Genomic DNA, 13229 nt, shown 5'->3' with positions numbered 1-13229 from the left:
TTGAGCAGTAGGTGCATAGACTAACTTTGAAGCGTAACAGATTTTGTCTAGCGACTAGAATCTCTCCATGAATCTACAAACCATGAATCTACAAAGACAAGGTTTGGATACCTAACTTTCTACCTAAAATTGCTGTACTCTTCCGCCGAAAGCCACATTTTGTAATAACTAGCGTGGGTAGCGTGGCGTTTCGCTTGCAGGGATAGCACTAGGCTTTGCAAACAGATAGCCTTGTGCAAAAGTTGCACCATGCTTTTGCAACCAGTGTAACTCTGCGATCGATTCAATGCCTTCTGCTATTGTTGGCACACCGAGCGCCTGAGCAATCTCTAATAGCTTTGCAGTGATTGAAGCTTTATAAGGGTCTTGATCAACATTCCGAATCAACGCCATATCTAACTTAATAAAGTCAGGGCGTAACTGATGTAGTAGGTTCAAGCTCGAATATCCCGCACCCAAATCATCAAGCGCTACTAAAAAACCCGCGTCTCGATAGTATTTCAGCACGGTTTTGAGATGATTGAGGTCTTGCGGCGTATTTGTCTCTACCACTTCAAACACAATACGCTCATGAGCAATCCCTGCTCTGTCGATCGCTTCTACGGTACTCCGTAAGCAAGACACGGGATCATAAAGAGCCGTGGGAATGAAGTTGATAAAAATGCGGCTGTTCAATTGATGTTGGCTGGCGTGAGCGATCGCGCTGAGACGAGCGACTCGATCAAGTTGTGGAAGCAAATTTGCTTTCGCGGCTTGCTCTAAGATTAATCCCGGCATCACTAAATTACCATCGGCATCTAGACCCCGCAGGAGAGATTCATACGCATAAATCTGAGAAGTATCCTGAGTCGAAACAATCGGCTGAAAATGGGTTGTAAACCGTTCGGCTGTAAGCATCTCGACCAGCCAGTCGCTTTCGTTCCGTCCAACAAAGTGCTGTAGTGAGGTGATATCGCTAAAGTCGTGCAGCTGGGGTTGAGCCATACCCTGTAAAAACAAAACCCGCGTCTCCCCTAGCTCTCTAGGCGCGAGTAGGTGAGCAATCTTGGCAGCAACTTCCTGAGCCTGTCCAGTTTTGCAAGTCACTCTCAGCCCCGATCGTGCTTGCATAAGTTCATAGTCAAAGGCAGCTTGCTTGAGAAAAGGAATGACTTTGATCAAGGCGTGGGGAACTGGAAACCAGATGAAAAGCTGTCCTGCACCGGAGGGGCAGCCGACTCTAGGATTATGACAAACACAGGTTTTAGCGACTGGTAGAGGCTGGCTCATCGGAATAGCTTTCAAACTTACTTTATTTAATCTAGTGTTTCCGCACTCTCTCATTGGATAAATACCTCTAAAGGAGTAGATTGAATCCTACTCATATGGGGATGAAACAGATTACAACATCTCTATTGATAATTTGCATCAGCACAAAAACTTAATTAAAAAAAACAATGCTCTATCTTTTGTTGCAGTCGAGTTACGAGAGGTTAGAGGCAAAAAACTATAAAGGCTCTTGGCAAAATCAACCGTAGATCCCGAATTGAGAATTAAATCTTGATAGCTATAAAGTTCCCGTTGGCGCTATCTATGTCACGATCGATTTCAACGTCAATTTTGCAATCGATGAGTGAAATCAGACTGATCAATATTGGATTTGGCAATATCGTCTCGGCTCATCGGGTGATTGCGATCGTCGCTCCAGAATCCGCCCCGATTAAGCGCATTATTCATGATGCCCGCGAACACGAAAAGCTCATTGATGCCACCTATGGGAGACGTACCCGTGCAGTCATCGTCATGGATTCCGGTCACATTATTCTTTCGGCGATTCAACCTGAGACAGTTGCTAATCGATTTCTATTCACCAAAGACAGTACGGATATCTAGAATTTGAAAAATCATCCCAATCCTTCACCCTTTTATTAACTAATTCAGTCGAGTTGCAAGCTATACTCACAGAATCAGAAAACTGGGAACACTAGCGCACAAAATTATTACGTAGCTATGAGCAAGGGTAGACTCATTGTTTTAACAGGGCCAAGCGGCGTCGGCAAAGGAACCTTGCTTCGATCGCTTCTTCAGCGCCACGAGCAGCTTTATCTCTCAGTCTCCGTCACCACCCGATCTCCCCGTCCTGGAGAAGTCGAGGGCAAGAACTATTACTACGTCACTCGCCCTCAATTTGAGCGAATGGTGGCACAGGGAGAATTTTTAGAATGGGCAGAATTTGCGGGAAATTGCTACGGCACACCCCGACGCACTGTGGAAGAGAAAATTCGCGAAGGCAAGTGGGTCATTCTGGAAATCGAGCTTGATGGCGCTCGCCAAATCCGCAAGTCATTTCCAAGCGCGCTCCAAATTTTCATTGCACCCCCTTCGATGGTGGAACTCGAATCCCGCATTCGAGGACGCGGCCAAGACTCTGAAGCCGCGATCGTGCGTCGGCTGGAGAGAGCTTGGGAGGAAGTTGATGCGGCTGGAGAATTTGACCTTCAGGTGGTCAACGACGATTTAGAGCGTGCGGTAGGAGAAATTGAGCACACGCTGTTTAAGCCAGTTGCAGCAGTGTGTTAATCGCATTACGACACGCAGAGGTGTGCGGTTAATTTCACTACACAGCAAAACGAGTGGGCGATCTGTTTGGATACCCACTCGTTTTGCTGTGTAGCAGTTTTACAGTCCGCTTGTGAAGTTTTTGAACAGCGCTAGATTGGTGAGCAGGAAGTACGCCAACGCTGCACCGCCAACACCGCCCACTAGGAAGCCAGCAGCATATTCGTTCCAACCATGTCCGGTTTTGAGTTCCGAGGGTGGGTTCGGAGTGGTGATTGTGGTCATGGGTGCCGGCGGATTGCTTGCGCCGTAGAGCGAAATTGCCAGCGTAGAGATAATCAGGAGTCCGATCGTGCTGAGCAATCCGGCTAAGTTTGCCAAGTCGGTGTCACGCAGAGGGCCCAATTTTGCAAAAGGGCCAATAATCCAATAGCCATGAGCGAGTCCCACTTCTAATCCACGGCGCAGCGGGGAGAGACCTTCGCGATAAGCGGGGAGAGCGTTGATATAAGTCCGAACGAGCGGGGACGCATTAATTGGTGTTGCGAGGTTGCCATTTTGAATATCAAAGGCAGGATAGATAACCTCTTTATTACGAGGATCGTCAGGACGATCGGTCGCTTCTGGATGTCTAAGAATTTGCATAAATGAAATGTCCTGTTTTACAAGGGTGCTGGAAGCATATTGTAGGGGGTTCATTTTTGCGGCTTCATCACTCTCAAGACACAACTTGAATTACCAGTTTTCAAAGAATGTAAGAGTTTGTGAACGGTGCGATCGATCAAATGCTTGAGCTTAGATAATCACAAAGTCATCCCACGACTTAACCAAGTTTCTTTATAAAGATTTAAGATTTCGCAACATCGCGCCTCAAACTGAGGAATCCCCCCTATCTTTAGGAAAGTTCCAGCCTGTTATTCATTTGCGATGGAAAGGTGAAGTATGTCGTTTAGCCCCACCCCAAATTATCTACGATCGCTCTTGTTAGCCAGCTTGCTGAGCTTTCTTGCACCGATCGCCTTGATCGGGGGAACAATCGCGCTGCTGCTGTTGCTTGGCGTTGTACCGGGATTGATGCCTTTTGGACAAGCTTGTGCGGCTCAAATCCTGTCGTTTCTTGAAACGTTTGGAAATGGTAGCGCTTGGGAAGGAGCGATCGTGATTGGCTGTACCTGCGGAGTCGTTGGTGCTCTATTTGATACCTATATTTTTACGGTGACTCACTCGCTGACCTTGAGCAAGCCGCTCTCGAAATAAGCCATTGCCGACAAAACTCCCTATGCTAGAGAACATGCCTTAAGAGTTCGTTGACATGGTGAGAATAAGTCGGACGATCGTAATCTTTGTTTTAGTGTTTCTGTTGGGTTGGGGTAGCGTTCCTGGAATTAGCGTAGCGCGGACGCTGCCTTCACAGTTGATTCAGCCTTATCTGGATCGAGTGATCCAAAACGTGACCGAGTTTAAGTTAGAAAATGGTCTGAAGTTTATTGTTTTAGAGCGTCATCAAGCTCCAGTGGTTTCGTTTGTAACTTATGCAGATGTGGGTGGAGCGGATGAACCGGAAGGAAGAACCGGAGTCGCACACTTCCTAGAACATTTAGCGTTTAAGGGTACCACTCGGATCGGCACACAGAATTTTCAAGCGGAAAAGCCGTTATTAAACCAGCTAGATCAGCTTGCAGCACAGATTAAAGCGGCAAGAGAGCAAAAGAAAGATGTTCGCACCTTGCAAGCGGAGTTCGATCGCGTTGAAGCCGAAGCCACGAAATTGGGACGGCAAAACGAATTAGGACGCATCGTGGAGCAAGCAGGTGGCGTGGGGCTGAATGCCAATACTTCGGCAGATGCCACTCGCTATTTCTATAGTTTTCCGTCTAACAAATTAGAGCTTTGGATGTCGTTGGAGTCAGAACGCTTTCTCGATCCGGTATTTCGAGAGTTCTACAAAGAGAAAGCGGTGATTCTAGAAGAGCGGCGATTGCGGACAGAAAATTCACCGATCGGGCAATTGATCGAAGCGTTTACGGGTACTGCCTTTAAGGTTCATCCCTATCGCCGCCCGGTGATTGGTTATCCAACTGATTTAGCCAATCTCACCCGACAAGATGTGCAGACCTTCTTCGACACGCATTATGTCCCGAATAATTTGACGATCGCGATCGTGGGCGATGTCAATCCAACCGAAGTGAAGCGTCTCGCTCAAACCTATTTTGGTCGCTACAAAACGAAGCCCGCACCGCCGGAAGTGGTTGCCGTTGAGCCGCCACAAACCCAGCAGCGTGAAGTCAGTTTGAAGCTACAATCTCAACCCTGGTACGTAGAAGGCTACCACCGTCCTGCTTTAAATCATCCGGATAACGTTGTGTATGAAGCGATCGCGTCAATTTTGAGCGATGGGCGCACTTCTCGGCTGTACCGATTGTTAGTTGAAGAGCAGAAGGTCGCATTAGCCGCTCAAGGAATTAACGGATTTCCGGGCGATAAGTTTCCGAATTTGATGCTGTTTTATGCGCTGACCGCTCCGGGTCGATCAATTGAAGAAGTCGCGCCTGCTCTGAGAGCCGAAATCGATCGCCTGAAAACTCAGCCTGTTTCGGCGCAAGAACTCGATCGCGTCAAAACTCAAGCGAGAGCCGGATTATTACGATCGCTTGATTCCAATATGGGCATGGCTCAGTCGCTATTAGAGTACGAAGTTAAGACCGGAAACTGGCGCAACTTATTCCAGCAAATTGACGCGATCGCCAAGATTACGCCTGCTGATATCCAGCGAGTTGCAAACGCCACGTTTACCGATTCCAATCGCACGATCGGACGAATTTTGCCGCAAGGATAAGCCACTCTATTGATGTGATGCGTTGTTAACTCAAATGAAAACTTTCCGAATCTCAACTCTATTTGTTTTGGCGTTTCTGGCTGTGTTGCTGTTTGTACATCCAGCGATCGCAGAGACACCGAAACACTATACCGATCTAAAATTCACACCGCCCCCAGAAGTTAGAGTCCCGGAGTACACGCGGTTTCAGCTTCAGAACGGCATGATCGTTTATCTGATGGAAGACCACGAATTGCCTTTAGTGAGCGGAACGGCGCTTGTTAAAACGGGAGATCGCTTCGAGCCTGCAAATCAAGTTGGACTCGCAGAACTTACGGGAACAGTGCTGCGATCGGGGGGAACTCAAAAACGCACTGCTAATCAACTGAATCAATTACTTGAGCAACGAGCGGCAGTGGTTGAAACTGGAATTTCCACTACTACGGGAAGCGCCAGCTTTAACGCGCTTACCGAAGATTTACCGGAAGTGTTTGATCTGTTTGCCGAAGTCATCCAGCAGCCTGCATTTGCACCGGATCAGTTAGCGATCGCCAAAGTTCAACTGCAAGGCGGCATTGCTCGACGGAATGACGATCCTAACGGCATTGTCGGGCGAGAATTCCAGAAGCTAATTTACGGCAGCGATAGCCCTTATGCTCGTACTGTGGAGTATTCGACGATCACGAACATTTCTCGCAATGATTTGATTCAGTTTTATAGCCGATCGTTCCGTCCGGATCAAATGCTGCTCGGAATCGTGGGAGATTTTGACTCGAAGCAAATGCGATCAGCGATCGAATCGAAGTTCGGAGCTTGGAAACCCGCAGAACAGGCTATCCCATCACAGCTTCCATCGGTTTCCCAAGCAAAACAAGGTGGAATCTTCTTCGTCAATCAGCCGCAACTGAATCAAAGCTATCTACAAATCGGGCATCTAGGCGGACAGTTAAACAGCCCGGATTACCCAGCATTAAGCGTGATGGAAGATGTATTAAGTGGCTTCGGGCGACGATTGTTTAACGAAGTGCGATCACGCCAAGGATTGGCTTACTCAGTTGGGGCAAGCTGGAGCGCTCAGTTTGATTATCCAGGTGTGTTTATTGCTAGTGGAGAAACGCGATCGGATGCAACCGTTCCGTTCATTCGCTCTGTGATGAATGAGATCGATCGCATTCGCAAAGAGCCGATTTCAGCCGATGAATTAGGATTCGCGAAAGATACCGTGTTGAATTCTTTTATCTTTAACTTCCAAGATCCGGGTCAAACTCTTTCGCGTTTGCTGCGATATGAATACTATGGATATCCCAAAGATTTCATCTTTCAATATCGCAAAGCGGTAGAAGCAACAACAATTCCCGATGTTCAGCGAGTCGCTCAGAAATATCTTCAGCCTGAAAAGCTTGTTACTTTGGTTGTCGGCAATGAAAAAGAAATTCAGCCGCCGCTATCGAGCTTGGGGCAGCCTGTCATACCTGTTGATATCACAATTCCCAAGCCGCCCCAGAGCAGCCGATAATCTCGCTTTGTATTAGACTCGATCGAGCGGTTGGTGAGGAGCTGGTGGTAGTTCAACTTGAATCCCATCGCCAGGGCGCACCTCGCCATCCGCCACAACAATACTCATCACTCCAGACTTACGAATCAGCTTTCCTTGTTCATCGTGATCGAGCACTGCTGACATCAAACCAGGCTGAAATCGATCGAGTTGAGCGCAAGGATTCCGTAGACCTGTTAGTTCAACGATCGCACTGTTGCCTAGATGTAGTCGTGTTCCAGCCGGCAGATTCAGAAGATCAATACCGCGTGTGGTAATGTTTTCACCCATTTGCCCCGCTGAAACTGAGAAACCAGCCGCTTGCAGTTCGTCGTGCAATTCAGCGTGGATGAGATGTACCTGCCGCAAATTCGGCTGGGTTGGATTTTTTGCCGCGTGCGATCGGTGTTTGACCGTCTCGCCTAAGTGAGCATCACCCTCAACCCCAAGACCGCCCAAAAGTCGAATGCGCTCCTGCTTCTGCTTGCTGAAGTTATGAGTTGCGCTGCGGCTAACGGCAACGACGGCTCCACTGAGTTGCACCACTTGACTCACTCCAAGCGGTAAAAACTTTCTTAATTCAAACCTAAATGAGTCTGCAGTGATCGCCGCATGACATCATCTGGGACAGATTCCCCTGTCCAGATTTCTAGAGCCGCCGCACCTTGTTGAACCAGCATTTCTAATCCGTCGATCGCGTCTGCTCCTCGCTGTTGCGCCTGCTGCAAAAATCGAGTCGGATTCGGCACATAGATTAAGTCGTAAGCGATCGCGCTCGATTGGATTTGATCTGCTTGTTCCTCGGTTAGAGGCGATTGATCAACGTGCGGCGACATTCCGATCGGTGTGGTATTCACAATCAGATTTGCTTGCGGCAGAAGTCCAGAAAGCTGATCCCAGGCGTGAACTGATAGAGAATCTAACGACCAAGATTGTGCAAACTCTTGAAGCTTGTCAGGATTACGTCCAACGACGTGAATTTCTGCAAATCCTAGCTCTACGCATCCCGCAACAACGGCTCTTGCAGCGCCACCATTACCAAGAATCAGCGCGATCGATTGATTCCAAGTTCGATGCTTTAATGGTGCAATAAAGCCAACAATATCGGTATTTGTGCCGCTCCAGCCGCGATTAGTTCTCCAAACCGTATTGACGGCTCCGATCGCTTTTGCCACATCGGTAATCTCAGTCAAGAGTGGCATAATCGCTTGTTTGTGAGGAATCGTCACGCTGAATCCTTGCAGATCGATCGCCTCGAATCCAGCGATCGCAGTTCTGAGATCTCCTGGGCGAATGCGAAACGGAACATACGCAAAGTCGATCTGCATCTCGGAGATCGCAGCATTGTGCATGATCGGAGAGAGCGAGTGTTCGATCGGATCGCCAATCACACCCAGCAGCTTTGTTTTACCCGTGATTCGATTCATTCTTCGGCTTTGGGGGTTCGGACGGCTCAGATTGATCAGGTTGAGCTTTGGGCGGATCTTCGGTCAAAGTCGCTTCAGTCAGCGTCAAATCCGGCACAATCTTTGCCATTTCTTCCGGGCTGGGTTCTGGCATCGAGCGAATTCGACGGATCGGTAAATTGGCAATTAATGCGGTCGATCGCTGGTGATTTTCCAGCACAAACTCCATGCCTTCATCCAGCTCGACATAACGCGACACCACTTCTAGAATTTCTTTTCGCAATTCCTCAACCAGGTGGGGCGGTAAATCTGCGCGATCGTGTGCTAGGACTAGCTTCAGCCGTCGTTTGACATCGCTGCGGCTATTATCTGCGCCACGCGGAAATAAGCGTTCTAGAAATTCGGTGATCATGAGCAGAGATGCGAACGGTTAAATAAAACGTGCAGCGATCGGGTTAATTCTTCTTAGAAAATCGACCAAACAAGCGAGCAAAAAATCCTTCATTTGGCGGTTCTAAGCTCATTAAGGGTACTCGCTCTCCTTCCAAACGGCGCACAATATTATCAAAAGCGGTTGCCGCCATTGAAGGTGTTTCTGATAATACCAGGGGTTCACCTTTATTCGTGGAAACAATCACTTTTTCATCGTCAGGAACGACTCCCAATAATTGCACCGCCAAAATTTCTTGCACATCTTCGACGGACATCATATCGTTTGCCTGCACCATATTCGGTCGGATGCGATTCACAATCAGACTGATGCGTTTAATGTTGTTCGCTTCGAGCAGTCCGATCACCCGATCGCCATCTCGAACCGCCGCAATTTCAGGAGTCGTGACGATAATCGCTTCTCGTGCAGCCGCGATCGCGTTTTGGAATCCAAGCTCGATCCCAGCCGGGCAATCAATCAAAATATACTCATACACTCGCGCCAAAGCATTCACTAATTGCCGCATTTGATCGGGGGTCACTGCTTCTTTGGTGCGATTTTGAGCCGCAGGAAGCAGCACTAAGTTCTGGAACCGCTTATCTTTCACCAGTGCTTGTTCCAATCGACATTGACCCGCGAGCACTTCAACGGCGGTGTACACCACGCGATTTTCCAGCCCTAGTAATAAATCTAAATTTCTCAATCCGAAATCCGCATCGATCACAGCAACTTTACGTCGCCGTTTTGCCAATGCCATACCGAGATTTGCGGTAGTGGTCGTCTTTCCGACTCCACCTTTACCCGAAGTGATAACGATGATACGCGCCATTAATAAAAATCCGCTTTCGAGAGGAACGGAGTATGCCGATTACAGGTTTTATAGGATATCAGAATTCGGAATTTGAAGTGTTCGGAATCTAGCATGATTTAAGAACTAGATCGAGAAACTTTCAAATTCGGGGTCGATCGCTGATTAGCATACCGCAAGCAGCAAGTCGCGCAAGGCTGGCTCTACAAAGCTTTACCGCACGTTGGAAATCACCGTGATCAATTCTGATTTTTGGACTCAGACTAATTTAGTCCTGTTTCCGAATCACAAAATCTGCGGCTCTCGCAATCCGAATATTGCCTTGCGGTGAAACATACGCTACTTCTGGGAAATACTGAGCGGGCGGGGTCTCCGGGGCGCGGGCGACGTAATCCGCAATCCGAATCTGGGTCGGCTCTAATTGCAGCGCCATGATCAGACATTTCGAGTTGCCTTTGCATCCGGCATGAGCCACACCACGCAGGCGACCCCAGACGAGAATATCGCCTTCTGCGATAATCGATCCTCCTGGATTGAGATCACCCATCACAATCACGGTTCCGTTATGGCGGATTTCCGTTCCGGAGCGCAGCGTCATTTGAATATAAAGCGGCTCCTCCATCGCGGTTGCCGTTCCAGGCTTGGTGAGCAGCGGTGAAGCGGCAGTAATTTGCTCAACGGAGTAGCCTGCGGTAGCGGCGACGACAGCCGTTTGACGGCGACGGGTGTGAACGCATTTGAGTTGCAGTTGCGCTTCTGCGAGGGCTTGGGCGATCGCGCTGAGCTGGCGGGTATCGAGGAGGCGATCGTCTGCGATCAGATGCACAACAGTGTTGGGCTGCCAGTGGCGTTCTCGTCCGGCTAAAAGCTGTTTGAACTGCTGCCAGAGTTCACTCCACGCTAAAGCGACTTTGGAAACAGATTCAGATTCAGGCGGCAGAATTAAATGCAGCGCACCGTCTTTGGTTTTGAGGCGGACTTGCAGATCTTCGATCGCAATTCTGGGCGTGTCCGGGGTTTCGAGTGGCGGCAGTTCTGGCAAATCCGGTTCGAGATTTGGGCTAGAAACGGATTCTGGGGAAATGGGGCTGGAGTCGTTCGAGATTGGCGAAACAGAGGTATCAGAAGTCATGCCTAATGTGGGGCTGCAACGGATAGATCATATTCACACATCCGGATGTTGGCAACATTGTTTCGATCGACAGACGTAAAGCCTGAGTTTTTTCATTATTGTGTGATGACGATTTTCTGACAGAGAACAATTAGGAGTTAAAATGTCAGACCTAATTCAAGCCGTTCTAGATAGCGATGAGAAAACCTGTTTGCGGCAGTTTGCAAGCGTGTTGAGAGCTTATGACAAACGCTATTTCCTGAGAAACGAAATCTTGCAGGTGTTCGATGAGTATTGCGAACAGTACAAAAAACCAGATGATTTTCAGGCTTCGTCTCAATTAGGAAAATTAATTCGATATGTGCAGGAGATTATTTTAGAAGATGAGAGTTTATGTCTGATTATTCGTCCTAGAATTGCGCGGCAGGAAGCGTATCGTCTGCTCGAAGATTTGACGATCGAGCCGATGACGATTCAGGAACTTTTAGACGTGCGAGATCGCTTTGTTAATCATTATCATCCGCAAGAAGGGGATGTATTCGAGATTGATTTTGCGCCGTTTTATGATTATTCACCTGTATTGCGCGACCCAAAAAATATTGGGAAGGGTGTAGATTTTCTCAATCGCTATTTATCAAGTCAGCTCTTCCAAGATCCAAAGCAGGGACAAAATCCGCTATTTAATTTTTTGCAGCTACATCAATATAACGGGATTCAATTATTAATTAATAAGCGGATTCAATCTCCAAATCAATTGAGCGATCGCGTGAAACAAGCGCTGAATTTAGTCAGCGATCGTGATCCGAATGAGGCGTATGAAACATTTCAGTTTGACCTACAAGATCTTGGATTTGAGCCAGGGTGGGGAAACACAGCAGGGCGAGTCAGAGAAACGTTAGAGATTTTGGATCAGTTAATTGATTCACCCGATCACCAAGCCTTAGAAGCGCTGGTATCGCGGATTCCGATGATTTTTAGAGTAGCAATTATTTCGCCGCATGGCTGGTTTGGGCAAGAAGGCGTATTAGGCAGACCAGATACAGGTGGACAAGTTGTTTACATTCTGGATCAGGTCAAAAGTTTAGAAAAGCAATTGCAGGAGGATATTACTCTAGCGGGATTAGGTGGGCTGGGTGTGAGTCCAAAAGTAATTGTGTTAACGCGGTTAATTCCAAATAGTGATGGGACGCTTTGCAATCAGAGACTTGAGAAGATTCACGGTACAACAGATGCTTGGGTTTTGCGCGTTCCGTTCCGCGAATTTAATCTGAATCTTACTCAAAATTGGATCTCTCGATTTGAGATTTGGTCTTATTTGGAAACGTTTGCGATCGATGCCGAACACGAGCTTCGAGCCGAATTTCAAGGCAGACCTGATTTAATTATTGGCAACTATACAGACGGAAATTTAGTTGCGTTCCTGCTTTCAAGACGCTTGAAAGTGACATATTGCATCATTGCTCACGCCCTTGAGAAATCAAAATACTTGTTCAGTAACCTTTACTGGCAAGAATCCGAAGATAAGTATCATTTTTCGCTGCAATTTACCGCAGATTTGATTGCCATGAATGCGGCAAATTTCATTATCAGCAGCACCTATCAGGAGATTGTCGGAACTCCAGAAAGCGTTGGACAATATGAATCTTATAAATCATTTACGATGCCAGATTTGTACCATGTTGTGAATGGCATTGAGTTATTTAGCCCGAAGTTTAACGTCGTTCCACCGGGTGTGAATGAAGTCGTCTTTTTCCCATTTACGCGCACCGAAGACCGATTGCTGAACGATCGAGAACGCCTCGAAAATCTTCTGTTTACTGATGAAGACCCCGATCTGATTTACGGCAAGCTCGACGACCCGACTAAACGCCCACTCTTTTCAATGGCACGGCTCGATCGCATTAAAAATCTCACGGGATTGGCAGAAGCCTACGGTAAGAGCGAAGCCCTGCAAGAGCGTTGTAATTTGATTCTAGTCGCGGGTAAGCTTCGGATTGATGATTCTAGCGATTACGAGGAAATCAGCGAAATCGAGAAGCTTTACGAAATCATCAATCGCTACGATCTCAAAGGCAAAATTCGCTGGTTGGGTGTGCGATTGCCAAAAAGCGACACCGGAGAAGTCTATCGCGTGATTGCCGATCGTCAAGGCATCTTCGTACAGCCTGCTTTATTTGAAGCGTTTGGATTGACGATTCTCGAATCGATGGTGACAGGTCTACCCACGTTTGCAACTCGGTTCGGTGGCCCGCTTGAAATCATTCAGGACAAAGTGAACGGGTTTTACATCAATCCGACCAATCATGAAGAAGTTGCAGCCGTAGTTCTGCAGTTTCTGGAGAAGTGCGATCTCAATCCAAACTACTGGAGCGAAATTTCCCAACGTGGGATCGATCGCGTCTTCAGCACCTACACCTGGAAAATTCACACGACTCGATTACTATCCCTTGCAAAAATCTACGGCTTCTGGAACTACACATCGCAAGAAAATCGCGAGGATATGCTGAGATACATCGAATCACTGTTTTACCTGCTCTACAAGCCCAGAGCAAAGCAATTACTACAGGAGCAAATGCAGCGATCGTAA

At 47.7% G+C, this 13229-nt stretch carries 13 protein-coding genes; 6 read left to right on the top strand and 7 right to left on the bottom strand.

The window, feature by feature from the left end:
* Nucleotides 1–168: 168 nt before the first annotated feature.
* Nucleotides 169–1269, bottom strand: coding sequence for an EAL domain-containing protein (locus NC980_RS11940; protein WP_190375225.1), 1101 nt, complete (start codon nucleotides 1267–1269; stop codon nucleotides 169–171).
* Between the two features lie 303 nt (nucleotides 1270–1572).
* On the opposite strand from NC980_RS11940, the gene NC980_RS11935 reads away from it, so the two are divergent.
* Nucleotides 1573–1872, top strand: a complete 300-nt coding sequence (locus NC980_RS11935; RefSeq protein WP_348244597.1) for a DUF370 domain-containing protein — start codon at nucleotides 1573–1575, stop codon at nucleotides 1870–1872.
* A gap of 117 nt (nucleotides 1873–1989) precedes the next feature.
* Nucleotides 1990–2559: a guanylate kinase gene (gmk, locus tag NC980_RS11930; protein ID WP_190375224.1), complete on the top strand. Its 570-nt coding sequence runs from the start codon at nucleotides 1990–1992 to the stop codon at nucleotides 2557–2559.
* 99 nt (nucleotides 2560–2658) lie between these two features.
* Here gmk and NC980_RS11925 read toward each other — a convergent pair whose 3' ends face one another.
* Complete coding sequence (locus NC980_RS11925) at nucleotides 2659–3183, bottom strand: photosystem I reaction center subunit XI (protein WP_190375223.1); 525 nt, start codon at nucleotides 3181–3183, stop codon at nucleotides 2659–2661.
* A 297-nt stretch (nucleotides 3184–3480) separates the two neighbouring features.
* Between NC980_RS11925 and NC980_RS11920 the strand changes: the two genes are divergently transcribed.
* From NC980_RS11920 to NC980_RS11910, 3 genes are read left to right on the top strand one after another with little or no spacing between them, the layout of a single operon-like run.
* Entirely contained in the window at nucleotides 3481–3795 is a 315-nt protein-coding gene (locus NC980_RS11920) for a hypothetical protein (RefSeq protein ID WP_190375222.1), read from the top strand.
* A 55-nt stretch (nucleotides 3796–3850) separates the two neighbouring features.
* Nucleotides 3851–5374, top strand: a complete 1524-nt coding sequence (locus tag NC980_RS11915) for a pitrilysin family protein (protein WP_190375221.1) — start codon at nucleotides 3851–3853, stop codon at nucleotides 5372–5374.
* A gap of 34 nt (nucleotides 5375–5408) precedes the next feature.
* Nucleotides 5409–6869 carry a pitrilysin family protein gene (locus NC980_RS11910; RefSeq protein ID WP_190375220.1) on the top strand — a complete coding sequence of 487 codons (1461 nt, stop codon included), beginning with the start codon at nucleotides 5409–5411 and terminating at the stop codon, nucleotides 6867–6869.
* A gap of 12 nt (nucleotides 6870–6881) precedes the next feature.
* Here the strand turns inward: NC980_RS11910 and NC980_RS11905 are convergent, their stop codons facing one another.
* From NC980_RS11905 to minC, 5 genes are all read right to left on the bottom strand, one after another.
* Nucleotides 6882–7433, bottom strand: coding sequence for an MOSC domain-containing protein (locus NC980_RS11905; RefSeq protein ID WP_199298368.1), 552 nt, complete (start codon nucleotides 7431–7433; stop codon nucleotides 6882–6884).
* A gap of 29 nt (nucleotides 7434–7462) precedes the next feature.
* The gene (locus NC980_RS11900) at nucleotides 7463–8314 is read right to left on the bottom strand and encodes a shikimate dehydrogenase (RefSeq protein WP_190375219.1); all 852 of its coding nucleotides are present in this window, start codon (nucleotides 8312–8314) and stop codon (nucleotides 7463–7465) included.
* The gene (gene minE / locus NC980_RS11895; RefSeq protein ID WP_190375218.1) at nucleotides 8295–8705 is read right to left on the bottom strand and encodes a cell division topological specificity factor MinE; all 411 of its coding nucleotides are present in this window, start codon (nucleotides 8703–8705) and stop codon (nucleotides 8295–8297) included. Before minE ends, NC980_RS11900 begins: the two co-directional genes overlap by 20 nt.
* Before the next feature lie 43 nt (nucleotides 8706–8748).
* Complete coding sequence (gene minD, locus NC980_RS11890) at nucleotides 8749–9552, bottom strand: septum site-determining protein MinD (protein WP_190375217.1); 804 nt, start codon at nucleotides 9550–9552, stop codon at nucleotides 8749–8751.
* A 247-nt stretch (nucleotides 9553–9799) separates the two neighbouring features.
* A complete protein-coding gene (gene minC, locus NC980_RS11885) occupies nucleotides 9800–10663 on the bottom strand; it encodes a septum site-determining protein MinC (RefSeq protein WP_190375216.1) in 864 nt (287 codons plus the stop codon).
* Nucleotides 10664–10805: 142 nt separating this feature from the next.
* On the opposite strand from minC, the gene NC980_RS11880 reads away from it, so the two are divergent.
* Entirely contained in the window at nucleotides 10806–13229 is a 2424-nt protein-coding gene (locus NC980_RS11880; RefSeq protein WP_190375215.1) for a sucrose synthase, read from the top strand.

Source organism: Leptolyngbya sp. AS-A5, from assembly GCF_039962495.1.
Taxonomy (GTDB): domain Bacteria; phylum Cyanobacteriota; class Cyanobacteriia; order Leptolyngbyales; family Leptolyngbyaceae; genus Leptolyngbya.
The sequence above is the reverse complement of the archived record's forward strand: the minus strand, read 5'-3'. Positions and strand labels throughout refer to the sequence as shown.

What these genes read in the sequence shown, in the direction of transcription:
- NC980_RS11900 (WP_190375219.1), bottom strand. Translation starts at nt 8,314, where the DNA reads ATGAATCGAATCACGGGTAAAACAAAGCTGCTGGGTGTGATTGGCGAT.
- NC980_RS11935 (WP_348244597.1), top strand. Translation starts at nt 1,573, where the DNA reads ATGTCACGATCGATTTCAACGTCAATTTTGCAATCGATGAGTGAAATC.
- minD (WP_190375217.1), bottom strand. Translation starts at nt 9,552, where the DNA reads ATGGCGCGTATCATCGTTATCACTTCGGGTAAAGGTGGAGTCGGAAAG.
- NC980_RS11910 (WP_190375220.1), top strand. Translation starts at nt 5,409, where the DNA reads ATGAAAACTTTCCGAATCTCAACTCTATTTGTTTTGGCGTTTCTGGCT.
- NC980_RS11920 (WP_190375222.1), top strand. Translation starts at nt 3,481, where the DNA reads ATGTCGTTTAGCCCCACCCCAAATTATCTACGATCGCTCTTGTTAGCC.
- NC980_RS11940 (WP_190375225.1), bottom strand. Translation starts at nt 1,269, where the DNA reads ATGAGCCAGCCTCTACCAGTCGCTAAAACCTGTGTTTGTCATAATCCT.
- NC980_RS11915 (WP_190375221.1), top strand. Translation starts at nt 3,851, where the DNA reads ATGGTGAGAATAAGTCGGACGATCGTAATCTTTGTTTTAGTGTTTCTG.
- minE (WP_190375218.1), bottom strand. Translation starts at nt 8,705, where the DNA reads ATGATCACCGAATTTCTAGAACGCTTATTTCCGCGTGGCGCAGATAAT.
- gmk (WP_190375224.1), top strand. Translation starts at nt 1,990, where the DNA reads ATGAGCAAGGGTAGACTCATTGTTTTAACAGGGCCAAGCGGCGTCGGC.
- minC (WP_190375216.1), bottom strand. Translation starts at nt 10,663, where the DNA reads ATGACTTCTGATACCTCTGTTTCGCCAATCTCGAACGACTCCAGCCCC.
- NC980_RS11925 (WP_190375223.1), bottom strand. Translation starts at nt 3,183, where the DNA reads ATGCAAATTCTTAGACATCCAGAAGCGACCGATCGTCCTGACGATCCT.
- NC980_RS11880 (WP_190375215.1), top strand. Translation starts at nt 10,806, where the DNA reads ATGTCAGACCTAATTCAAGCCGTTCTAGATAGCGATGAGAAAACCTGT.